A 21,329-nucleotide genomic window follows, 5' to 3' on the forward strand; every position below is an offset into this window, starting at 1 on the left:
GGTTTGTTATGTTGAACATTCAACTGATTTTACATCAGGACGATCTGAGGGTAATTCTTTTAAAAGAGGTGTCACACAAATTGACTAGGCGCGAACACATTGAGGAGTGGTTTGTTCGTTATAGTGACGATATATATAAGTTTTTAGTTTACTATACGCGTAACCGCGATGTAGAAGATTTGGTGCAGGAAGTTTTCATGAAAGCTATTAGAGGATATGAAAAATATGAAGGAAGAGCCCAACCGAAAACCTGGCTTTTTTCAATTGCACGCAATACAGCAATTGATCATGAACGAAAGAAACGCTACTTGAGTTGGCTACCAGATACCTGGTTAAAACAAATCAAGTCATCTGATGGAACACCTGAAGAGATTGTAGGTAAACAGGAAGAAAATCAATTGCTCTTCGCCGCTGTACAGCGATTAAAGCCTTCTTATCGGGAGGTTGTGATTTTACGCGGAATAAAGGGGTTATCCCCCAGTGAAACCGCAGAAATTCTACAATGGAGCGAAAGCAAAGTAAATACAACCTTGCATCGTGCTTTAAAAACATTGCAGAGAAGCCTAGGCAAGGAAACTGATGTAGATGGGGTGATCAATCGTGTCATCTAATAAATTTTCAAACCTAGATGAGCAATCGAATCAAACTTTACAGCATCTGCAAACACTCCCAGATCATAAGCTGGATGCTACAAGCAAACAAAACATGCTGGCTCATTTACTAAGAGAAGAGAAAAAAGAGGGACACAGAACTGATCTGTCTATTTATTTTACTTGGATCAGTAAAGGAATTGTGTGCAGCTCATTAGTTCTAGCTACCTTCTGGTTAGGAAATGCATGGGTGCAAAAGGATCAGCCAATCGATTCAAATAAAAGTCTAGTATCCGCAACTATAAGTGATTATAAGGAGTCACGCAATACTGATCCACTCAACTCTTTGCATGATAGCAAGATAAGTGTGGAAAAAAATACCCAAACAGTGACTTCGGCTCAAAGCAAGCTCTTAGTAAATGTAATGGACCGAGCCAGAAGCGGTAAGGTGATAAATGCAGATATTGCTGTAAAAACATCTCTAGCCGATGACATAAAAAAAGTATGGGGTGAATCAAAAGGGCCGGATCAGGTACGATTTGGTCTACCTACTGCTAATTATCCTGAGAAGTCATTAGCATTTGCCTACAATAAGGGCGAACAGCTAGTAGAAATCATGTCAACAGACACTCGATTAAAGGCTGTAAATAAAGAACAAGTGGAACAGATTCTAGGGAAGCCCCAATTTGTCCAACAGTTCACAGATCAACTGAAATACAGCTATCCTGCTGGAGGAGACTATCAATTAGTATTTTATTTTAATCCAATCAGCATCAACAATGGTTCGAACACAACTGAACCATCTGCTAGTAATCATGATGTATCTCTGCAAATCGAACATGTAAGTGTCGTCTATCCAGACGGTCGGAAAAACCTCATGATGGGAGATAATATTGATTTCTTACAAAGAATAAATGAATCCGCTTCTAAAGGATTACTACTAGAAGACTTTGTAGTGGGACGAACCACTAAGGAGCAAATAGAGCAACGCTGGGGTAAAGCTGACAAAATGGATACCCCCTATAAAACTACCTATGCAATCTATCGCAAGCATGGTACTGTTGTCGGATATGATTCTAAAGGTCTACTGATCGAAATCCGAAGCTTTGATCTTCGCTTACAAGACATACATCTATCAGAGGTCAAAACAGCCTTGGGTGAAAAATTAAAAGGATACTTTAATAGAAACAAAGAACAGGTCTTCACATACCCCTTAAATAGTGAGTACCAGCTTCAAGTGGTCATATCTCCTGTAACAAATAAGAATGTTGACCCATTAGTAGATCATGTAAATGTCATACACAAGCAATCCGAGAGCTGGGAAACATAAACTTTTGAATAAATCTTGGTAGATAGGTATTTTAACTGGAACAATATTTGGTTTGTTTTGACTTTGCCTGAAATAGGAATCAGGCAAAGTCATTTTTGCTTTCTTGATAGCTTTTCATAAGCTTTTATTTTATTAGCTCAGGTATCTTTCCTTTTATCTTCAGTTTAGAGGATTACACCACCTTACTTTTACCCAATTTAAAGCTTCTAAACTGCTGGTGGGGAACGCTTGGAATTATTTAAAAAGAAGGATAGAGAGTAGATAACATCTGAATTTCTATTTTTTGTTTCCTTTTTATTGATTAATTCTTAGACAAAGTAGCTCTCCTTTTTGAGGTTTACTACCTGATTAGATAGTCTATTCTTGGTGGGTGTTTTGTGAGAAAAAATCATTTACCTCCAGGTCCAACACCATGTAATAATTAAGAAGGTTTAGGGGGATGTTCACATAAAGTGGCTTTAGTTCGATACCCAAATCAAAATATGCGTAATAAAACTATAGCCTGGTGAAGGATATCAACTAATAATAACTATTACTTCTAATGTTACTTCAATTGCTTTTACCAAGAGTATGTATTAATTTCTGTTTCATGTAGAAGCCATGGCTTTGATTCTAGGCAACGTAGTGCAATTTTCTGCTCTAACTCTCTAAATATTTTGAGAAATTGTTGGGTTTTCATCTAGTTTGACTTGATAATTTATTTTCTAATCGATCATTCTCCTTCTGTCACACTGATTTTTCCGATCTTTAGCTTTTATATAATTAAGGAATTTCGATACCATCTCATTAATCTCTAAGTGATTGCGGTAGTAATAAAAAATCTTACGAATACGCTCTCTTTCTTTCCTATTTAGAGCTGGCTTCATTTGTTTAATTTGATCGATGAGCCTACTTAATTGAACGTTATTGGGCCTGCCCCGTCTAATTGGTCTTTGATAATAAGCTTGTTGATATTCATCAAAGGCTTGAGGATTTTCAATAAGCCATGAATCCACTAATGCTTCAATATCATTAACATTACGGATTCCTATTTTATTCAAATAATGGAAATACATCACTTTAGTTCTCTTCCCTTTCGAACGCCATTGCTTCATATAGCCGTTAGAATTGGTAAGCACATGGGTTACATACTTGATTAATTCCTGTCTGTTTCTTACCTTATACGTCCCTATCGTTCCGCGAACAATAGAAAATAAAATGGAGTGAAAGCCCGTACTTCTGTTGTTACCTAATCTTTTTTTCTCATACCAGGCATCTACAGCTTGATCAAAGTCTTTTCGGCAACGAACTAACTGTAACTTTTGCAAATGCTGATAGAAAAAATCTGCATCATGCTCGGCTACCACCTCTTCCTGATAATCAACAAATACATAATCAATAAATTTATTTTTTAACTCCTCCTTCCCCAGTAAGCTACAGACTTGCTCATAACAACGTTCCACTAGCTCCATAGAATCACTGGCTAACATAGTAATCAACCCTCCTATAATAATTAAAATATTTCGGCTATATTTTGTGTGATTATAAGAGACACGTCATAAAAACTAAGAATTTGCTACCGCCTCTTCATATACCAGTAAGAGGCGGTAGTAGGACAATCACTGAATCATAAGATACAGCTCTTCCCCCGTCGGCAATAGAAATGCGATTCTTCTATTGCGGATTATGACGGTTGGAGCACTCTCCATCATGATTAACCCGTCATTGATGACCATACGCTTTCCAAACTGGTGTACTGACTCAATCGGAAAGGTACCTTTTGGCATTCCCTCTACTGAAAGAAATGCTCCTGGTCTGTGTTTCTGATAGCGAACCTGAAGACCAATTATCGCTTCCAATGTCAAAGCTTGCGTCGTGTGAGCAATTCCCGTTGCCATAGCAACCCTCCTTCTCACCAACAGATTAACGGCCGTTTCATACGCTTATAAGCTTATGAAACTATCTTTACGGTATAAAAAGACAGAGGGTAATCGCAAATATTTCTTGCCTATGCTCTAATTTATTGAAAATACCCCTCCTCTCCCCATAATTCTGGATCAGCTAACTCAGGATATATCTCAGTGATTAGATCAAAAGGAGAAAAATATAAAGTATCCACTAAAATTTTTAGCTTATATGTACGTAAAATCTGATAGGCTTGTTCAGTTTTTCCAAAAATCTTCGGAAGTTCAAGGATATTGGTAACCTTTAAAAGCTTTTCGCACATATAGATAAAACAAATTTTAGCTCGTTCTTCTCCTAATACGCTTTGAAAGTAATGCATTGGGAAATGCCTGCGGCTACCATTAAGAACTTCTTGGTACACCCAAAGCACCTTTTCTTTTTCTGATAATTTAGGCAAGTGAGGATAAGCATAGTCGATAATATAGTACACATCTGTCATTTTCGCTTCGATTGGAGGTTGAATGAATTCAGTAATTAAGTGTAGCTTTAACTTTTTAATATCTTGTAAAGAAAGCTGAGTCTTAGCTTGCTCAGGTGTCCACTTCATTACTTGCTCAACCGCATACTGAATAATGAGCTGAATTTTTTTCTTTCGAAACTGGTTATCTTCAAACTCATAGGGTGAAAAACGTTTTTGTGTTCCCGCTAATATCTTCTTATATTTCGTGATAATTAATGAGGGCATGCCGATACACTCCTTACTTCCAGTCGGTTTCCCTAAAATTAGCACGTTAAATTAGGACAAAAATATCAAAATTATCCTATTTTTATCAAATTATTCTATTTTGCTATTTTTCTTATTCCAGCCTGAGATGTTCTCCGAAAAAGGAATTCGCGTTCCTCAAATAGCATATAAATCTTCTTTTTCAGTTCAATAGTTAAATGATATATTCCCTGGGTATATAATGAGGCTTTCTCACCTTTTTGATGATTGATGCTAATATCTCCAGCTATTTGATCCAACCCTGGTTTATTTAATCGATACAGAATGTCCGCTTCTTCTCTAGCCCCTCGAATAATACTCGCCTTTTTTCTCCTAGCTTCCTCCGTTGTGGCGATTAACAAAGCTCGTTCCTCTTTTGTTTCCGCATCCGCTTCGATCCATTGCCCTGCTGTTCTTGCTCCTTTAACGATAATATCCGCCGTGTGTTGCATTCGCATTTGTGTTACATCTACTTGTTGCATAAACAACACCATCGATAACAATAAGCAAAGACAGATAAGAAAAAAGAGCGAGGTAGGTAAAATACTTCCTCGCTCTTCCTCTATGATTCTTCTTAAAGACATATTAGTCATATACATCAGCCTCGATCTCTTCCATTTTCAATCATCATTGAATAGGATTCTTCTACAGTATAGGACTTTGCTGATCCTAAAAGGGGAAATGTAATGCTTACTCTTGCCTCTACATGATTTCCTTGTGACCATCCACCCTTGACTATCAATTCAATCTGCTTATGTTCAAAATAAAGAGCCTGTTCTAACTCCTTTTCAGCAAACTTCTTCGCCATATAGACGGCTAAACCATAGTTAGGTTGTACACATGCAAATCTCCCCGCCTCGTATGATGCAGCTAAAGCCTTCTGTTTTTGATACATAATGCTAAATTGATCACACCCATAAATAAATAAAAACCAGAGAAGAGGAAATACAAAAACATACTCGATAATTTGACTCCCTCGCTGATTTCTTACATATCCAAACCTTCTATATCTATTCCACATAAGACTTCACATAATAAATCATGTATGCTATGAAAAGACTTAACGCATATGGGAGAGCTAAAGCTGATTTTCTTACCTCAGGTAACCAAATCCTCCGATGAGCAAGCCACATCCCGGCGCTGCTCTTCAAATGATAATGAATTAAACCAAGACGTGAAGGAAAAAACAAAAGCATGCAAATACTCACTACTAACGAACAACAAAAAATCCAATAGATAGCAACTGGAGTTGTATAACTGCCTACCAGCATGAGCAATTTTTGATCACCTATTCCCATCCCCTTTACCAGTACAGGTAACAATGTTAGCAAAAACCCCGTTCCTACTCCTAGTATCATTCCCCACATTTCGCCAATCGCTCCTCTTTGTAGACACGCTATACATAAGGTCATACCGACAAGCCAATTAGGGACCTTCCGGTATCGTACATCGTAATAGGCAGCTATAGCCAACACTAAAATCAGTACAAAACTCACTTACTTATTTTTTCCTGAAGTTCTTTTAGTTTCTGATCTTCGGCTGTACGCAGCTCAACCAATGTGGGGATTAGAAAAATTAATATTACTGCTACAATAATGACCAGCTCTACGATTGTCACAGCATCTTCCTCTTTCCAAAATCGTTTAGCATAATGCGTAATATAGTTCATATTTTCCAGCCTCCCTTCTTATAATCTTACTTTCACAAAAGATAGAGACCTGTCGCAAATAAAATTTTTACTATTAAAGCTGATTTTTTATCCCAATAAGAGACGGCCCAAGCACTAAAAACATCAGAGGAACCCCCATAAACAAAACTACTAGGGGTAACAGCCTTACACTCATTCGATTTACCTCATCTGTCATTTGGTCTTCTTCCTTTCGTAATTGCTCCTCAATATGCATTCGCAATAAATGAGAAACATTAGTTCCTTTAGTCAATGCCTCTTGTATATCAGTTACAATTGATAACAAAGAGGCCAGCTCCCAACACAGAGCCAGCTCCTCTAAAGCTTTTCGCCAATTACCATACCTCTTTTGCTCTACTTCTAAACGAGCTATTTCTTGTCCAAGTCGTTTAGGATATCTACTTGCAGCCCTACTCATTGCCAAATGAACAGGCATACCCGCTTCTACAAGTGCCAACACAATGCTAAAAAAGATAGGGATCTGAATCTCTATCTCCCTTTGAGCACGTTTGTCAGACCAATCGATAATAAGATTAGGAGAAAAATATAACAGAAGGGAGAGGATTAGCCCGATTTTATGAAAAATGTCTATCTCCCCATCTCGTAAGTACTGGTAGCCTAGAAGAATCACTGCACACCCTAAAAATACTGCTCCTAGGGCTTTTAATATGAACCAATCCTCTACTTTTGTTTTCCAACGCAAACGCAGAAGTTGTTTTTTTACGCGAAACAAATCAAATCCTAATCTTCTGGACAAAGCATCTAAGCGTTTAGGCTCTGTCATCCACAATATGATACGTTGGCCTCTTGAGAACAGCCTTTTCTCTCGTTTTTCTTCATGTACTTCTGAAAAAAATCTTGTAAATAAACTTAGTTTCTCTCCATTATGAACTACATGAAAAAAAGGAACGGCTATCATCATTATCAAAATTACAATCCATACACTTGCTAAAAGAGCCATTGCCTTACCTCCCTATCCATTTTGTCTGCCAACTGACAGGGCTAAATAACGAATAATCTCTCCCCCAGCTATAATTAATAAAAAACTCACCAACATGGCATAACGACCACTCAAGCTCTCCGTTAATGGAGCAAAATGATTAGGATTGTTCACATATAAGATACCTACAAAAAAGAAAGGCATCGCACTGAGCAAATTAACCTGCGATAAAATTTGGGACAAAGCAGATACCTGTCTTCGTCTTACTTGCTTCCTCCGAATCAGAGAAGAAACAGCAATATCTAACGTTTGAGCCATATCACCGCCTAGTTCCCGCTGAACCTGTATAATTGTTGCTAGATATTGAATATCTGATGATCCGGTTTTTACATACAACCATTTCATTGCATCCTCTAGTAACAGTTGACCACGTAATTTCTCAACAACCGTTCCATACTCCTCTGCAATACTTTTATCAATAAATTTGCTAGTAGCCACTTGTTCAAAAGCATGAATATAAGAAGGATTCGAACGAATAGAGCTGGAAATAATCCGAAGTGCCTTCTGGTTCTCCTCTTCAAAGCGCTCTCTTTTCTTATTTCGCCAAACCGCCAGAAAACGATGAACAACTAAAATTCCAATAAACCAAAAGGGTAAGGAAAGCCACCAAGAATCTAAAACATATAAAGTGAGAGCATAAAAAAATAAACCCGTAACAAAACAGAAGAAGACATATCTTTTAATTCCGATATCTAAACGTGCCTGTTTGAGCTTATTCTCAATTCGTATGTTCCAGCTTTTCCGATTTCGATGCATTTCTGAGATTATCATATGCGTGGAGCTATTTTCGGCTTTTAGATTCAAAAAATCAGCGGGGATCAAAATACTCAGGATAAGTCCTCCTGAAAGTACAGAAAGACAAAGGGCGGTCCACTCAACTAGCATTAACTCACCCTCCCTTGTTACAGCTTAAGAGGCTCCCTAAAAAACATCGTGTCTATTTCCTCTTCACTTATTCCCTTTGCTTTCCAGCACTTTATCAGGCCTTCTGGTCTATATCCCGTCCACCTATATTGACCAACAACCTTGCCTTTTTTTACACCTAATGGTTCATAGACGTAAATATCTTGAAGGTATACTCGATTGGGAATTACCTGCTTAACGGACAGCATCCTTCTAATCTTGTCCTCGTCTGACTCGCCAGTACCTATCACCTCTGTAATGGAGACAACCTTCCGGCTTCCATCCTCTTCAAAACGTTTAACCTGCACAATCAAATTAAGAGCTGAACCAATCATCAGGTTTCTCTCTAAGGAACTGTAGGATTCTTCTGCCTTTCCAAACAAAATCGGCAAAGTGGAATCAACCAAAGCACGTGGGGAATTGGCATGAGCGGTGCTCCAGCTACCTGGATGGTCTGTATTCATAGCCCAAATAATGTCGACAATTTCTCCTCCACGAGTCTCTCCTACAATGATGACATCCGGGCGCTTCCGTAGAGAAAGCCTGACACAATCACGTATGGAAAATCCGCCTCTCCCCTCATGATTAGCTGGCTTCGTTAAGAATCTACGAACAAACGGATGCTGTAGCTTTAATTCCAAGACATCTTCAATCGTAATAACACTAATTTGTGGAGAGATAAATTGAGAGATAAGATTTAATAGGTGGGTCTTGCCTGAACCTGTACCTCCACTCACAATTCCAGAGGCTCTCGCTACCCCCACGGCATACTTCAAAAATGACAACATTGGTTTACAGATGGAACCATACCGCAAGTAATCCTTTTGAGTTAGAAGGTCACGGTGCTTTCGAATTGTGAGCATATGCCCATCTGGTGAAATAGATCGATGCGTAGCGGTAACCCTTGATCCATCGGGAAGCTGAGTATGCAAATCTGCTTTGGATTCGTTAAACTCTCGTCCCATAGTTGCTGCAATCTGCTCTATCAAATGCAACAACTGCTCCTCATCAAAGAAATACTTCTCAGTCAGACGTTCCAGCCTGCCGGTACTTTTTCGTTCCACTACTACATCACTAAATTTTTGTACAATGATTTCTGTAATATCTTGGTCTTCGAGCAATTCATCCAGATGCCCCCAGCCAATTAATTCGTGTAAAATTCGATGTACCTCAAGTTCCAATTGATGGGTTGGCAGCGGGGCTTGCCGTTCTACCAATCGTCGCAGTTGCTCCTTTACTTCCTCTATCAAGGCAGGTGAGCTTTTTTCTTCCCATAATCGTTTTCCAAAGGCTTCAACAATTTTTCCCTTTACATGTGCCTCCTCTTCCCGGGATAAAAACCATTCCCTTTCTACATACTTACTGGCACTCTCCTGAACAACATGACCCACTTTCCTGCGGAGGTTTGAAAAATCATGAGCCTGCCTCTTTAATTCAGATATATCTAGCCGCTTCTGCCTTTCTGTTCCTAATAACTTTTGGCGTGAAAAACTCATCGTCCCCATCCCCCTTTACTAAACCATTTAAAAAAACTTGCCTTCTTCGTGTTATTTGTAGAATCACAATAGATTTGTCCTTCCTTTTCAGTATGAGGAATGAGTACCTGCCCCAATTTTTCGATAGCCAGCTTGGCTTGAGACCTAGATGTGGTGAGCATCAGTGGGATTCCTGTATTAATTGATCTTTTCACTTCGTCATCATCAGGAATTGTTAGTAAGGTCTGACTGGGGTGTAGCTGGAAGTAAGCTTTCATCTCTTCTAAAGTAAACATCTCTCTCTTTTGCAGCCGATTCATGCAGATTTGAATTTTTTGTTCGGGATACTCGGCTTCACGCAATAGCTTTAAGACTCTGTGAATATTTTCAATCGCATCAACCACAGGACTCCCCACCATTACCACTCGCTCAGCGAAAAATAATGCCTGAATGGTTGCATCCGTAGTATCTGGTGCCGTATCAATTAAAACAATATTGTATACACTTCGTTTAATGGTTTCGAGAATGATGTATAAATGGTAATCCTTAATATGAAAGCTTTGTCGTATGTCTCTTGGGGAAGTAAGAACATGCAGCCCTGATTCAGGATGTATCGCAATATAACGCTCAATCTCTTCTGGACAAAGAGCCATCGAAGCTGCATACTCCTGCCATTCCTCATGACTAATAAAATCAGGATCTCGTCCGTCTCTCTGAACTACTTGAATTAATCTGTCTTGTATTTCTTGAACCCATGTGTACAGATTCGGAGTACGCGGTAAATTTAATGACGTAGCAAACGTACCCAAATCTAAATTAAAATCAATGGCAAGCACTCTATTGTTTTCTCCTTCTAAGGAGTGACGCGAGTAATAGATTGCCAATTCCCGAGATATAAATGTTTTACCTACTCCTCCTTTTGGTCCATAAACAGTGATCAAATGTTGTTGATGTCCTGCAGACTGACCGTGACTCGATAGATTGCGAGATGATATTACAGGAGTTTGGTCAAATTGGGGGTTGATAGTATCCAACGACGGTAGAGCCCCAGGGGGTAATATTCCTTGTGTGGTATCTTGACTTACAACCATTTCAATCATTGAGGGGGAAATTGGTTTTTGTAATACAAACACACCTAGATTCCTTATCAAGGCTTCCCACTGCGTCGTTTGTAAATCGCAAGCAGCTATACAAGTAATAGTTGGAAAGTAAAAACGAACTTGATGACATAACAGACTTAAATCTGTTTCATGAAAAAAACCAACCAGTACTATATCTGGTTGCATTGCTTGTAAGGTGTGAAAAATCTCTTTATAGTCACTTACAACTCCGCATACCTTCACATACTGACTCTCTTTTAGTTGTTCTACTAAATCACTTGTGCATTTCTCATCCTCATCGACAAGCAACAACTTCTTCGGACAATCCTGCATTCTAGCTTCCTCCTTCTCCTTCCGTATCTGTCCATCTTTTATTACTTTTCATCAATGCTTTAGCAAAATGAGTGTCTCCAATGCCTGATTTTAGGTCTTTTCCATAACCTGCTTTTCCTAGATGTAGCTTGCCATAGTGGAGGGCATGGGTGAGTAACCCCCCTTCGTGAAGCGTTAAGGAAATCGTCACTGCTTTTAGAATTGCACCCTCCCCGTCTAAGCCACGTTGTACCCCGACTACCGGCATTGCCTTCAATAAAAGTCCAGTATGTGCCCCCTCCTCATCCTTAAAAGAAGCATATATATGAACACGATCTCTCTCCTGTAGCTGTGCTGATACACCACTGATGTTATCAACTGGTATTGTCATCGCCGTGTGATTGGGATGGTTACCTTGTAGCTGACCTTCTTCCGTGCTTGTTGGAATATCTCCCTTTAGTAACGGGTCCCCGGCCTTTACATGTCGAATCACTGGTACTCCAATTAAATGACTGACCTCTTCCCAAGGAATAAAACCAGGTACCTCAACCGAGCTACTAAAAAAACGATTGCCCATTTCTAATACTCCCTTTTCAACATGATCAAGGGACAGAGGGGTCCCTATTTCTAATTCGCTTTGCTCCTTTACCTTGATGTAATAAAACAGCTCAGGGCGTACTGCCTGATAGGTTAGAAAACCACATGCAATGGCCAACAGCGTAATAACTAGCAAACGAACATAGCTAAGCCGATAGCTTCTCATTAAATCCCCTCCCCCTTTTTCCATATGTATCCCGTAAAAGAAGTGTACTAACGCTTTATGGGACAAAAAAACCATGAAGAACTCCCCATGGTTTTAACATTCTTTCTTTCATTCCTACCTTTTCTATGTCTAACATAGGAAGTTCATATGTTTTTTTCTAAAGAAATATAGAGTACTTAAGGAGACTATAAGAACAATCTTTGATGTTGCACAGGAGCGAGATTTCCTCACAAATAAGCCTTCCTTTAAAAGATAAGGAAAGACAGATGAAAAATCTCTTGGAATTATCTAATTCAGGTGGGCCTAGTAACCTGTATCCAAAGCGATAGGATGAACTCTATATCAGTATTGGAAATGATAATTCAAGCAAGCCTTATCAAAAGGTGAAGGGCTTGCTTATATTTAATGGATTGTGAGTTATCTTATTATTTACCCAGCCTTCTAGATGCAAACTTGATTGAAAAATTGGGACCTGGAGTTACTATCAAATCAATCAAAAACAGCTTCTTTCAGAAACGCTTCAAAACATATATTGTCGAGTCATAATTAAGATTTAACTATACGTAAATACTTTGACTAAAACAAAGATGAAAGTAGTCGGGCGAAGGCTTCTCTTACCTTTTGGAGCCATGGTCGATTTTTAATTTCCGACAGAATAATCTCCTCACTATCACTTTTATCACGATAAAAATCCTGAACCAGGCGGTCAACCACCTTTTCATCAAAAAAAACAGCATTTATTTCGAATTGGTCGTAAAAGCTGCGCATATCCATATTTGCTGTGCCAGAGCACGCCAAGTCATCAGTAATCATTACTTTGGCATGGATAAATCCTTTCTTATAGCAATGAAACCGAACCCCTGCCTCCATCAATTCGTAGGCATAGGACAAAGTAGCGCAGTAAACAAGATTACTCTCAGGCATCGTCGGTATAATGACCTGAACGTCAACTCCTCTGCTAACTGCTGTTTTTAAAGCCAGTAAGATACCGGGATCAGGAATAAAGTAAGGGGATTCAATATAAATCCGCTTCTTCGCCGAATTGATTAAGAAAAAAATAAGCTGAAGGATTGTTTCGTCTGGACTGCTCTTTACAATTTGTATGAGTTCCCTCCCCTCACTTTCCTGTAAGGGAAAATAAACGGAGTCAGTTAATAGTTGTCCTTTGACAAAATACCAATCAGTCAAAAAGGAATATTGAATCCACAATACCGCATCGCCTTTTAAACAGAAATGTGTATCCCGCCAGTAGCCGATTTTTGGTTTCTTCCCTACGTATTCATCTCCAATATTTAAGCCGCCAAAATACCCAATTTTACCGTCTACCACCAATATTTTACGGTGATTCCGGTAATTGATCCGTTTACCGATGAAAGCGGATAAAATTGGGGAAAAACATCCAATCTCAACACCCGCTTCCTGTAATTGTTTTAAATAAGTCTTCCCTAACCGACGGCTGCCGACCCTGTCATATAAAAATCGTACTTTTACTCTTTCCTGTGCTTTCCGAATCAATAGTTGCTGGAATTTAGTTCCCAGTTGGTCATCGCGAATAATGTAAAATTGAATATGAATATGGTGCTTGGCTCTAGCAATCGATTCTAACATCGCTTCAAAGGCTTGTTCACCTTCGCTATAAACAATCGTTTCATTACCAACGTTAATGGGAAGGGACACAATCTTTTTGAGCGTTGCATGCAATGTGTCATTCTGCAGAAGGGTTTGGTCAAGCAGTTCTTCCGACATTGGCCGATTGCACCAATCTATCAGTTTTTCCTTTATTCTAGCCAACTTCGTCTTTTCTTTTGGGTGTGCGTGAAGGATACATGAATATTCTTTCCCGATAAAATAATATTGCAGGTAACCGATAAACGGAAAAATCAACGAAATGATAATCCAAGTAACTGCTTTTTGGGGACTGCGATATTCCCTAAATAAGATGATTCCAATTTGAATGAGAAACAGCAAGAGGGCAAAGATGATCCATATCAATGAATTCGTTTCACCTCCTTTTTATGGTGTTCCTATTTTTAATAAATTCATAGAAACAATTGAGAAAAAGGCTGTTCAAGAGGTTTAGAAGAAATAACAGCCATGCTCATAGAAAATATGGCTGTGACTCAGTATCTACAATTATTATTGCGGCTCCTCGTTTTCCAATTCTTGCTCCAGACTATCAACTTGTAAACGACTTCTTTAATTTATGGCGCTTCATTCGTAAAAAAATTTCCCTGAGATTTATCGTTCATGGGTATCATCACCCCTTCATCAAAAGAAGGGTTGGGGAAAAGATTATCATTTTGTGTATTTATTAGTTTAGGAGCAGCTGTAAAAAAGATTTCGTTATAAAGAAGTAGCTTTTGAAACTTTTTGAGTACTGTACATTCATATCTTTGATTGTTGAATAACTGAAGATAATCATCCTCATTTCGGATAAACTCACCGTCATCATATCGGGTCATAAACCAGTTATTAAATTTCTTCTTAGGGGATAAATAGGGCTCAATGATGATAATTTTTCCATCAGGCTTCAAAACTCTGTGAAATTCGGACAAATACTCTGAGATTTGCTCATTTGAAATATGGTGCAGAACCGCAACAATTAATAATAAATCAACAGTCTGATTGTCCATTGGTATTCGTTTACCGTCAAAGACCGTAAAGGTATGATTCGGATATAAGCGTTTAGCAAATTGCACTCTGTTCACATCAGGATCGATACCATAATAATGTTCGGTGCCAAACATACAGCAGTTCGCCCCTGTTCCACAACCAAAATCTAATACGATTTTATTTTCTACTGTGAATTGGCTTTTAATATGATCGTGGATATATGTTTTAGTGAACCATCGCGGACGGATGATTCGGTGATATAAACCCGGAGACAAATACATGATCTTGGACTCACCTACCATTCAGCATTATGAACATAATTATGTCTCATTAATCCTAAAAAAATACGAGGAATAATTGCGGCTCTTAAAAGAGGCGAAGGGACGGCTTGGAAAAATCGAAGTATGAAAGTGTATTACGAGCAGCGTTATCACCAGAAGAAATAGAAGAATACAATTACGAGCAAAATTCATTGAAGAAAGTGAGAAAGTCGAATAAGCTATATTGAAAAATATGAGGACATGATAGAATACTTGCAGGTTGAAAATCGTTGGACTGCCTGAGGGGAGAATATAAGATTTTTCTAGAAATTTTGAGTGATTTACGTGATGAAAATGATGAAAAGTCAATGATAAAATTTGTTGATTTGATAGTTTGACGAACGAGACTTTATGTAACGGATCTTTTAGAAAAGGGCAGCAATCAAGAAGTAAGGTGGTATATATGGAATTAAAAAAATTTATGGAAGAGAATTATAATAATTTAAAGTTAATGCCTGATTTTTATCATCTTTGGGGACTAGGAATCCATGTTGAATTAGGCGATCATATATACCAACTTGATCGCAATGGTCAACTTAATATGGATAGGTTTTATAGGGCGTATGAGCAAGTTTCTGAGATTACTTCTTTGTTATTTCAACAGAAGGATGACGTCATTGTTGTTGTGAACTCATACCCGAATGAAACAAAAGAAACAGTATATCCAAACTTTTTTAAACGTTATGTAAAAAATCAAAAGCTAAAATATTCATTACGTCTTCATGAATCTTATTGGCAGGTTGATGGAGAGAATGAGTTTGTGCAGCAGATGGAATTGTTCTGTAAAGTATCTGACTTAAAATTAGGATGGTTATTAAAAACATTGATTCATAAAGATTTTTATGAATTACAGCCTCGTTTAAGAAAAAAAGGTAGTTTTTATGAGCCTGATGTATTCTTAGTAAACATTAATACAAATTGTATTTTCCATCTTTATGACGATAGAGGTTGCGAAATCATGAATACAAATAGGGCATTTCATCAAGAACTAATGAATTACTTCAAAGAATGGGAAACCCAATCGAAGTCTTAATTTTTCAATTAACGGGCGGTTTTTCTATGCATCAACTATGCTATCCTACCTTTTGCAGCAATTTCTCTAGGTAATGGAGGCGCCGTGCATGCACAAAAAAGCCACAGGACCAAGTCCCATGGCTTTCGAGAGTAATCTTACACATTTCGTTCATAAATCAAACGCAAGCCCTTCAACGTCAAATGCTGATCGACCACATCAATACAATCAGTTTCTTTCGCAATGAGCGGGGCAAGTCCGCCTGTTGCAACCACCGTTGGCTTGCTGTTACACTCTTGCTTCATTCTGCTCACAATACCCTCAACTTGACCAATAAAACCATAAAAAATACCGGACTGCATGGAAGCAATCGTATTTCTGCCAATTACATTCGCAGGTTGGGCAATCTCAATACGCGGCAGCTTTGCGGCACGAGTAAAGAGCGCCTCAGTCGAAATCCCGATACCTGGCGCGATTGCCCCCCCCAAGTATTGGTTCTTTTCATCTACATAGCAAAAGGTCGTAGCTGTACCGAAGTCAACAATCAATAAAGGAGCGCCATATTCATGAATCGCTGCAACCGCGTTGACAATTCGATCTGCTCCCACCTCTCTTGGATATTCTGCTTTTATATTTAGCCCAGTTTTGATCCCTGGACCAATCAATAGCGGCTTCTTGGAAAAGTACTTTTCGCACATACTCTCTACCGCTTTATTTAAAGGCGGGACGACCGAAGAAATAATAATTCCCGTTACAGCTTCGAGCGTAAGCTTTTCGTTTTGAAATAAATTGAGCACGAGCATGCCGTACTCGTCCTCGGTCTTATTGCGGTCACTGGCAATACGCCAATGGTATACTAATCTATCTCCCTGATACATCCCTAGCACAATATTGGTATTGCCTATATCCATTACGAGTAGCATGGGTAGTTCCTCTTTTCTCTATCTTGTCGGCTAACACTGACTATCTTTTCCGTTGATTTAAATCTAAGCTGATATCCAAGGCAGCAACGGAATGCGTAAGTCCACCCACTGAAATCACATCGACACCAGTCTCAGCAATAGCTCTTACCGTCTCCAGCGTAACTCCGCCAGATGCTTCAATGATTGCCTTTCCAGAAATGATTTGGACCGCTTCTCTCATCATATCGCAGGACATATTATCCAGCATAATAATATCTGCTCCTGCTTCCAAGGCTTCCTGCACCTGCATGAGTGATTCAGCTTCTACTTCTATTTTCATTGTGTGGGGAATGGCTTCACGTGCTTTCTTAACTGCTTCCTTTATGCCGCCTGCATCTTTTGTATGATTGTCCTTGATCATCACTGCATCGTAAAGAGCAAACCGATGATTATGTCCGCCGCCTACACGCACTGCGTATTTTTCTAATAATCGCAAACCCGGAGTTGTTTTACGTGTATCTACTATTCTCGCCTGTGTATGCGAAATCTCCTTCACAAATAATTGGGTACGTGTCGCAATCCCTGAAAGACGCTGCAATAAATTAAGAGCTAAGCGTTCACCGATTAAAATAGCCTGTACCGATCCTGTAACTTCAGCTATTACGTCCCCTTTTTGCACCTGACTGCCTTCTGTTACGAAGCGTTGAAAGCTAAGCTCATGATCCACGGTATGAAAGACCTGCTCAGCAATATCTAAGCCCGCGATCAGACCTGATTCTTTCGCATACAAGATTCCCGTTCCTTTTTCATCTGCTGGAATCGTGGTCATTGTTGTAATATCTCCATGACCAACATCTTCGAATAGCCATTCCTCTATTTTTCGTTGTAATTCGCGTTTATTCCATAGCATAACGGATTTCACTCTCCTCTTGTAGCCCTGAATGGATGCCTTGCGTAATATGCTTGAGCCATCTCTCTTCATTTTGCTCAGGATAATCAACGCGATAATGGCCACCGCGGCTTTCTGTTCGAGCTAGGGCTGCTCTGGTGGTAAGGATGGCTGTTGTCAGCAGATTTTTCAGTTCCAAGGCCTCACGTTTGACAGTATGAGTCGATAGGATTGTTTGCATGCTCTCGAGTTCCTGCAACGCTGCTCGCAGACCCTGCTCTTCACGCTTTACCCCTACTTTACGCAGCATAATCTTTTGTAGCTGTAGGCGCATTTTTTTCCAGTTGCCTGCTTTGCCAGTAGTACGTAGAAATGATTCACTAAGCGAAATGGCTGACATCACAGGCGGCAACGTTTGTAAACGTTCTACGATCCGATGCCCAAACACAATTGCTTCGGATAATGAATTACTAGCTAAGCGGTTAGCGCCATGTACTCCCGTGCAAGAGACTTCTCCACACGCAAATAATCTCGGTACATTCGTTTCCCCATATAAATCAGTCTTTACGCCGCCCATCATATAATGGCAAGCAGGTGCTACCGGTATCCAGTCAGCTACCATATTCAGCCCATAGCTCAGACAGAAATCATAGATTGTCGGAAAGCGATGTTTAATCAGCTCTTCAGACTCATGTGTAATATCAAGATACACAAAGGTAGATTTCGTTGTTTCCATTTCTGATACAATGGCTCGTGCCACAATGTCTCTCGGGGCTAATTCCTGCTGAGGATGATACTTGTGCATAAAGCGTTCACCCAGCACATTGCGCAAATAAGCCCCTTCTCCGCGAACAGCCTCGGAAATTAAAAAACGCGGGGCATCTGGATAGCAAAGAGCCGTAGGATGAAATTGAATGAATTCCATATCTTTTACCTCTGCACCAGCCCGATAAGCCATCGCTATGCCGTCTGCTGTCGCAATGTCAGGGTTGGTGGTGTAGCGATACAGCTGTCCAGCACCGCCCGTTGCCAGAATAGTAGCATGCGATCGTATGGCAAACAGCTCTCCGCATGGTTTAAGAGCTAGCACTCCCACACATTCTTCTTGATGTGTAAGAATGTCAACAGCGAAATGCTCCTCTAGTAAGGTAATGTTCGTTGTTTCTGCCGCCTTTTTCGCTAAAGCTCGGACGATCTCGGCACCAGTAGCATCTCCTTGTGCATGCAGAATACGCCGCTGGCTGTGAGCGCCTTCGCGTGTTAATTCATATTCACCATTACTATCTTTATCAAATTGAGTCCCGTAGGTTATGAGCTCCTGTAATCGCTTGGGCCCTTCATGCACCAATACATCTACTGCTTCATAGGTACAAATTCCGGCGCCTGCCAGCATGGTATCTTGACGATGTAATGCAGGAGAATCATTTTGGTCGGTAACCGCTGCAATGCCCCCTTGAGCCCAGCGAGTATTGCTATCCTGCAAACCCTTTTTACTGATTAATACTACCTTTGCTTTTTTGCTTGCTTCTAACGCTGTATACAAGCCTGCAATTCCACAACCAACTACAATCACATCGGTATACATGTTTGGTAAATGATCAGTCTGGTAGTTCAGTACATGTCTCGGGAACATCACACATCACCATCTCCTGTGATTCTCTACTTTTTTCCTCATCATTATAGCAAATGCCTCTTATGAGCAGAAGCCGATAATCATTGGAGAAAAATCTTTGCGTTTATACAGGTGAGAGCATACGTAAAAACGGCAAAAGCCCAAAGGCTCCTGCCGCTTCTTTTGTCCAGTCTATTTACTTTTGAACACCAAAACTCATCATCAGCTTTACTTACAAGGGGGGCTCTTCGTTACAGTTTATACCAGTACTATCTTTACAATAGATGTTATTTATTTAATTCTAGTGCTTCATTTGTAAGTTCAAGCTTGCCATTTTTAAATGTCCATGTTGTTTTTGCTACACCTAAATGGTCAGCATGGTATGCTCCGGAGATATTTTGTACAGCTTGAAGCTCTAGTACACCATTTTTGTCCACATCAACCGGGGTCAACACAGACAGCCCGTCAGCCCAACCAGTTGTCTCCTGCAAAAGTTTTCCGTTATTGTCATAAACCTTTGTTTCTACATACTCTTTTTTGTTCTTACTTACGTCAATGGTTTCCTTTTTACCAGTAGCTTTGCTAGAAACCTCTACTTTAAAGCCATCTTTAAATACGACATCGTATTCTACACCTTTATTTAATAGCTCCTGATCAGCTAGTGGAACAATTTTGTTATCAGAGAAAGTCAGTAAGCTAAAGGTAGATAGGCCACCGCTGCCGCCTGTTGGGGCACTTACCAAGATATCCTTTTGTTTATCGGATTTAAATGCACCAATATATAGCGTAGCTTCAAAGCCAGCGTTTTCTTTTCCTACTGTACCCATAGTGAATTTTTTGGTTTTACCGTCTTTTACAGCCACTGTTAGCTCTTTAGCGAAGAGATCCTTTTCCCCTTCTTCCTTATGCCCGATCAAAATCACTTCGTCACGCACGCCGTCACCATTTACATCAGCATATTTAGAGTCAATGACATAGTTATTTTCTTTTGTAGAAAGAGCTGCTTCTGTAAATTTGTCGCCTGGTGCATAGTTAGGAGCAATGGAGAAATTATCATGGTCAAATGCTGTTACTTCCGTTTTTTCCAGCTTCAATTGGCCGTTTTCAATTTTCCATGTGCTTGTTGCAATAGCGATACTGTCAGCGTGGTAGCTGCCCCAAATATGTTGTGTTCCAATCAATGCAAGTCCACCGTCTGCTTGTTCCGCTACTTCTAAGGAGCCAAATCCGTCTTGAGCGCCCTTAACTGCTTTCAACAGTTTTCCTTTTGCATCATAAATTCCGTTTTTGATATATACGTCTTTATTTTCACTGATATCTACTGTTGTTTTTTCTTTTGTAGCTTTGTTTGTAATATCCGCTTTGAAGCCTTCTGTGAACTGAATGTCGAAGTCAACGCCTGCGTTCAGCTTTTCTTGGTCAACCATTGCGGCACCTTTTCCATCTTTAAAGGATACCAAGCTATATGTAGAAGTTCCGCCGCTTCCGCCATCTCCCATTTCTACTAATACGTCCTGCGCACCATCTTTATTAAAATCGCCCACTGTTAGCTTTGGCTCATAACCGCTATTTTGTTTTCCAACTGGTACCTGCGTAAATTTCATTGTTTTTCCATCTTGCATAACAACCATGATATTACTTACGAAAATATCATCTTTCTTTTCTTTTGTACCGATCAAGGTTACTCCGTCCGCTACACCATCACCAGTAAGATCAGCTTGTGTGTAATCAAGCACATAACTGTTTGGCTTTACTTGCAAATCCTTCAGTGAGAAAGGAGCTCCTGCTTCAAAGGCTTGAAGTGCCTTTTGGGTATCCAATGCAAACACTGGTACATTAGCTACTGCTCCAACTCCTGCAAATACTCCACCGCAAAGCGCTACGCTTGTTACTACTTTTACTAATGTTTTCATATATCATTACCTCCATCAATTGAATGAATAAATGTGATTTCATTTGTTTTTTGAGTTGTTGTTTTCTTGTTGTTTTAATCATACACCCCAAAAAATGCTAAGTAGTTACAAAAGGTTTACATTTTATTTTCCTCAAATAGAACAGGTCTTCCGTTACGTATCGAGCCATGGGCGTTTCTTTATAATTTAAACTCATGAATGGGCTCTTGAATCTCTGCTTTAGGCAAATAAGCAAAATAAAAAAGCACCTTACCAGGTGCC

The 21,329-nt window shown here is 39.5% G+C and carries 21 protein-coding genes; 3 read left to right on the forward strand and 18 right to left on the reverse strand.

Features of this window, described 5'->3' with window-relative positions:
- Positions 1 to 80 precede the first annotated feature (80 nt).
- The gene (locus tag QZ995_RS22185; protein WP_301811937.1) at positions 81 to 611 is read left to right on the forward strand and encodes an RNA polymerase sigma factor; all 531 of its coding nucleotides are present in this window, start codon (positions 81 to 83) and stop codon (positions 609 to 611) included.
- On the forward strand, positions 601 to 1,920 hold the full coding sequence (locus QZ995_RS22190; protein WP_301811941.1) for a YjgB family protein: 1,320 nt from the start codon (positions 601 to 603) through the stop codon (positions 1,918 to 1,920). The genes QZ995_RS22185 and QZ995_RS22190 overlap by 11 nt, the downstream gene beginning before the upstream one ends.
- A 704-nt stretch (positions 1,921 to 2,624) precedes the next feature.
- Here QZ995_RS22190 and QZ995_RS22195 read toward each other — a convergent pair.
- From QZ995_RS22195 to QZ995_RS22260, 14 genes are all read right to left on the reverse strand, one after another.
- Entirely contained in the window at positions 2,625 to 3,389 is a 765-nt protein-coding gene (locus tag QZ995_RS22195; protein WP_301811942.1) for a hypothetical protein, read from the reverse strand.
- A gap of 129 nt (positions 3,390 to 3,518) precedes the next feature.
- On the reverse strand, positions 3,519 to 3,797 hold the full coding sequence (locus tag QZ995_RS22200) for a hypothetical protein (RefSeq protein ID WP_301811945.1): 279 nt from the start codon (positions 3,795 to 3,797) through the stop codon (positions 3,519 to 3,521).
- 122 nt (positions 3,798 to 3,919) lie between these two features.
- Positions 3,920 to 4,549: a hypothetical protein gene (locus QZ995_RS22205; protein WP_301811948.1), complete on the reverse strand. Its 630-nt coding sequence runs from the start codon at positions 4,547 to 4,549 to the stop codon at positions 3,920 to 3,922.
- Positions 4,550 to 4,644: 95 nt separating this feature from the next.
- Positions 4,645 to 5,166 (reverse strand): hypothetical protein, encoded by a 522-nt coding sequence (locus QZ995_RS22210; protein WP_301811950.1) that lies wholly within the window; start codon positions 5,164 to 5,166, stop codon positions 4,645 to 4,647.
- Positions 5,166 to 5,588 carry a TadE/TadG family type IV pilus assembly protein gene (locus QZ995_RS22215; protein ID WP_301811953.1) on the reverse strand — a complete coding sequence of 141 codons (423 nt, stop codon included), beginning with the start codon at positions 5,586 to 5,588 and terminating at the stop codon, positions 5,166 to 5,168. Before QZ995_RS22215 ends, QZ995_RS22210 begins: the two co-directional genes overlap by 1 nt.
- Positions 5,578 to 6,063, reverse strand: coding sequence for a prepilin peptidase (locus QZ995_RS22220; RefSeq protein ID WP_301811955.1), 486 nt, complete (start codon positions 6,061 to 6,063; stop codon positions 5,578 to 5,580). Before QZ995_RS22220 ends, QZ995_RS22215 begins: the two co-directional genes overlap by 11 nt.
- Complete coding sequence (locus tag QZ995_RS22225; protein WP_301811959.1) at positions 6,060 to 6,236, reverse strand: Flp family type IVb pilin; 177 nt, start codon at positions 6,234 to 6,236, stop codon at positions 6,060 to 6,062. Before QZ995_RS22225 ends, QZ995_RS22220 begins: the two co-directional genes overlap by 4 nt.
- A 73-nt stretch (positions 6,237 to 6,309) precedes the next feature.
- Positions 6,310 to 7,215 carry a type II secretion system F family protein gene (locus QZ995_RS22230; RefSeq protein ID WP_301811962.1) on the reverse strand — a complete coding sequence of 302 codons (906 nt, stop codon included), beginning with the start codon at positions 7,213 to 7,215 and terminating at the stop codon, positions 6,310 to 6,312.
- A 12-nt stretch (positions 7,216 to 7,227) separates the two neighbouring features.
- Entirely contained in the window at positions 7,228 to 8,139 is a 912-nt protein-coding gene (locus tag QZ995_RS22235; RefSeq protein WP_301811964.1) for a type II secretion system F family protein, read from the reverse strand.
- Positions 8,140 to 8,156: 17 nt separating this feature from the next.
- Positions 8,157 to 9,653: a CpaF family protein gene (locus QZ995_RS22240; RefSeq protein WP_301811967.1), complete on the reverse strand. Its 1,497-nt coding sequence runs from the start codon at positions 9,651 to 9,653 to the stop codon at positions 8,157 to 8,159.
- Positions 9,650 to 11,065, reverse strand: a complete 1,416-nt coding sequence (locus QZ995_RS22245; protein WP_301811970.1) for an AAA family ATPase — start codon at positions 11,063 to 11,065, stop codon at positions 9,650 to 9,652. The genes QZ995_RS22240 and QZ995_RS22245 overlap by 4 nt, the downstream gene beginning before the upstream one ends.
- Position 11,066: 1 nt before the next feature.
- On the reverse strand, positions 11,067 to 11,807 hold the full coding sequence (locus QZ995_RS22250; RefSeq protein ID WP_301811973.1) for a hypothetical protein: 741 nt from the start codon (positions 11,805 to 11,807) through the stop codon (positions 11,067 to 11,069).
- Between the two features lie 576 nt (positions 11,808 to 12,383).
- Entirely contained in the window at positions 12,384 to 13,799 is a 1,416-nt protein-coding gene (cls, locus tag QZ995_RS22255) for a cardiolipin synthase (RefSeq protein ID WP_301811976.1), read from the reverse strand.
- A 209-nt stretch (positions 13,800 to 14,008) separates the two neighbouring features.
- Positions 14,009 to 14,722 carry a class I SAM-dependent methyltransferase gene (locus tag QZ995_RS22260; protein WP_366919719.1) on the reverse strand — a complete coding sequence of 238 codons (714 nt, stop codon included), beginning with the start codon at positions 14,720 to 14,722 and terminating at the stop codon, positions 14,009 to 14,011.
- 421 nt (positions 14,723 to 15,143) lie between these two features.
- Here QZ995_RS22260 and QZ995_RS22265 point away from each other — a divergent pair, with 421 nt between their 5' ends.
- Positions 15,144 to 15,773 (forward strand): DUF3885 domain-containing protein, encoded by a 630-nt coding sequence (locus QZ995_RS22265; protein WP_301811982.1) that lies wholly within the window; start codon positions 15,144 to 15,146, stop codon positions 15,771 to 15,773.
- A 137-nt stretch (positions 15,774 to 15,910) separates the two neighbouring features.
- Here QZ995_RS22265 and QZ995_RS22270 read toward each other — a convergent pair whose 3' ends face one another.
- The 4 genes from QZ995_RS22270 to QZ995_RS22285 form a co-directional block, all read right to left on the reverse strand.
- Complete coding sequence (locus tag QZ995_RS22270; RefSeq protein ID WP_301811984.1) at positions 15,911 to 16,675, reverse strand: type III pantothenate kinase; 765 nt, start codon at positions 16,673 to 16,675, stop codon at positions 15,911 to 15,913.
- 40 nt (positions 16,676 to 16,715) lie between these two features.
- On the reverse strand, positions 16,716 to 17,564 hold the full coding sequence (nadC, locus tag QZ995_RS22275; RefSeq protein ID WP_301811986.1) for a carboxylating nicotinate-nucleotide diphosphorylase: 849 nt from the start codon (positions 17,562 to 17,564) through the stop codon (positions 16,716 to 16,718).
- Positions 17,551 to 19,176, reverse strand: coding sequence for an L-aspartate oxidase (nadB, locus tag QZ995_RS22280; RefSeq protein WP_301811988.1), 1,626 nt, complete (start codon positions 19,174 to 19,176; stop codon positions 17,551 to 17,553). Before nadB ends, nadC begins: the two co-directional genes overlap by 14 nt.
- A 266-nt stretch (positions 19,177 to 19,442) precedes the next feature.
- Positions 19,443 to 21,068 (reverse strand): hypothetical protein, encoded by a 1,626-nt coding sequence (locus tag QZ995_RS22285; RefSeq protein ID WP_301811990.1) that lies wholly within the window; start codon positions 21,066 to 21,068, stop codon positions 19,443 to 19,445.
- Positions 21,069 to 21,329 lie beyond the last annotated feature (261 nt).

The sequence above is a fragment of the Brevibacillus laterosporus genome (assembly GCF_030489605.1).
Lineage (GTDB): Bacteria > Bacillota > Bacilli > Brevibacillales > Brevibacillaceae > Brevibacillus_B > Brevibacillus_B laterosporus_E.

Bases quoted from the DNA above. Each gene is read 5' to 3' on its own strand.
- QZ995_RS22195 (WP_301811942.1), bottom strand. From the start codon at position 3,389: ATGTTAGCCAGTGATTCTATGGAGCTAGTGGAACGTTGTTATGAGCAA.
- QZ995_RS22200 (WP_301811945.1), bottom strand. From the start codon at position 3,797: ATGGCAACGGGAATTGCTCACACGACGCAAGCTTTGACATTGGAAGCG.
- QZ995_RS22205 (WP_301811948.1), bottom strand. From the start codon at position 4,549: ATGCCCTCATTAATTATCACGAAATATAAGAAGATATTAGCGGGAACA.
- QZ995_RS22210 (WP_301811950.1), bottom strand. From the start codon at position 5,166: ATGTATATGACTAATATGTCTTTAAGAAGAATCATAGAGGAAGAGCGA.
- QZ995_RS22215 (WP_301811953.1), bottom strand. From the start codon at position 5,588: ATGTGGAATAGATATAGAAGGTTTGGATATGTAAGAAATCAGCGAGGG.
- QZ995_RS22225 (WP_301811959.1), bottom strand. From the start codon at position 6,236: ATGAACTATATTACGCATTATGCTAAACGATTTTGGAAAGAGGAAGAT.
- QZ995_RS22230 (WP_301811962.1), bottom strand. From the start codon at position 7,215: ATGGCTCTTTTAGCAAGTGTATGGATTGTAATTTTGATAATGATGATA.
- QZ995_RS22235 (WP_301811964.1), bottom strand. From the start codon at position 8,139: ATGCTAGTTGAGTGGACCGCCCTTTGTCTTTCTGTACTTTCAGGAGGA.
- QZ995_RS22240 (WP_301811967.1), bottom strand. From the start codon at position 9,653: ATGAGTTTTTCACGCCAAAAGTTATTAGGAACAGAAAGGCAGAAGCGG.
- QZ995_RS22245 (WP_301811970.1), bottom strand. From the start codon at position 11,065: ATGCAGGATTGTCCGAAGAAGTTGTTGCTTGTCGATGAGGATGAGAAA.
- QZ995_RS22250 (WP_301811973.1), bottom strand. From the start codon at position 11,807: ATGAGAAGCTATCGGCTTAGCTATGTTCGTTTGCTAGTTATTACGCTG.
- QZ995_RS22260 (WP_366919719.1), bottom strand. From the start codon at position 14,722: ATGGTAGGTGAGTCCAAGATCATGTATTTGTCTCCGGGTTTATATCAC.
- QZ995_RS22265 (WP_301811982.1), top strand. From the start codon at position 15,144: ATGGAATTAAAAAAATTTATGGAAGAGAATTATAATAATTTAAAGTTA.
- QZ995_RS22270 (WP_301811984.1), bottom strand. From the start codon at position 16,675: ATGCTACTCGTAATGGATATAGGCAATACCAATATTGTGCTAGGGATG.
- nadC (WP_301811986.1), bottom strand. From the start codon at position 17,564: ATGCTATGGAATAAACGCGAATTACAACGAAAAATAGAGGAATGGCTA.
- nadB (WP_301811988.1), bottom strand. From the start codon at position 19,176: ATGTTCCCGAGACATGTACTGAACTACCAGACTGATCATTTACCAAAC.
- QZ995_RS22285 (WP_301811990.1), bottom strand. From the start codon at position 21,068: ATGAAAACATTAGTAAAAGTAGTAACAAGCGTAGCGCTTTGCGGTGGA.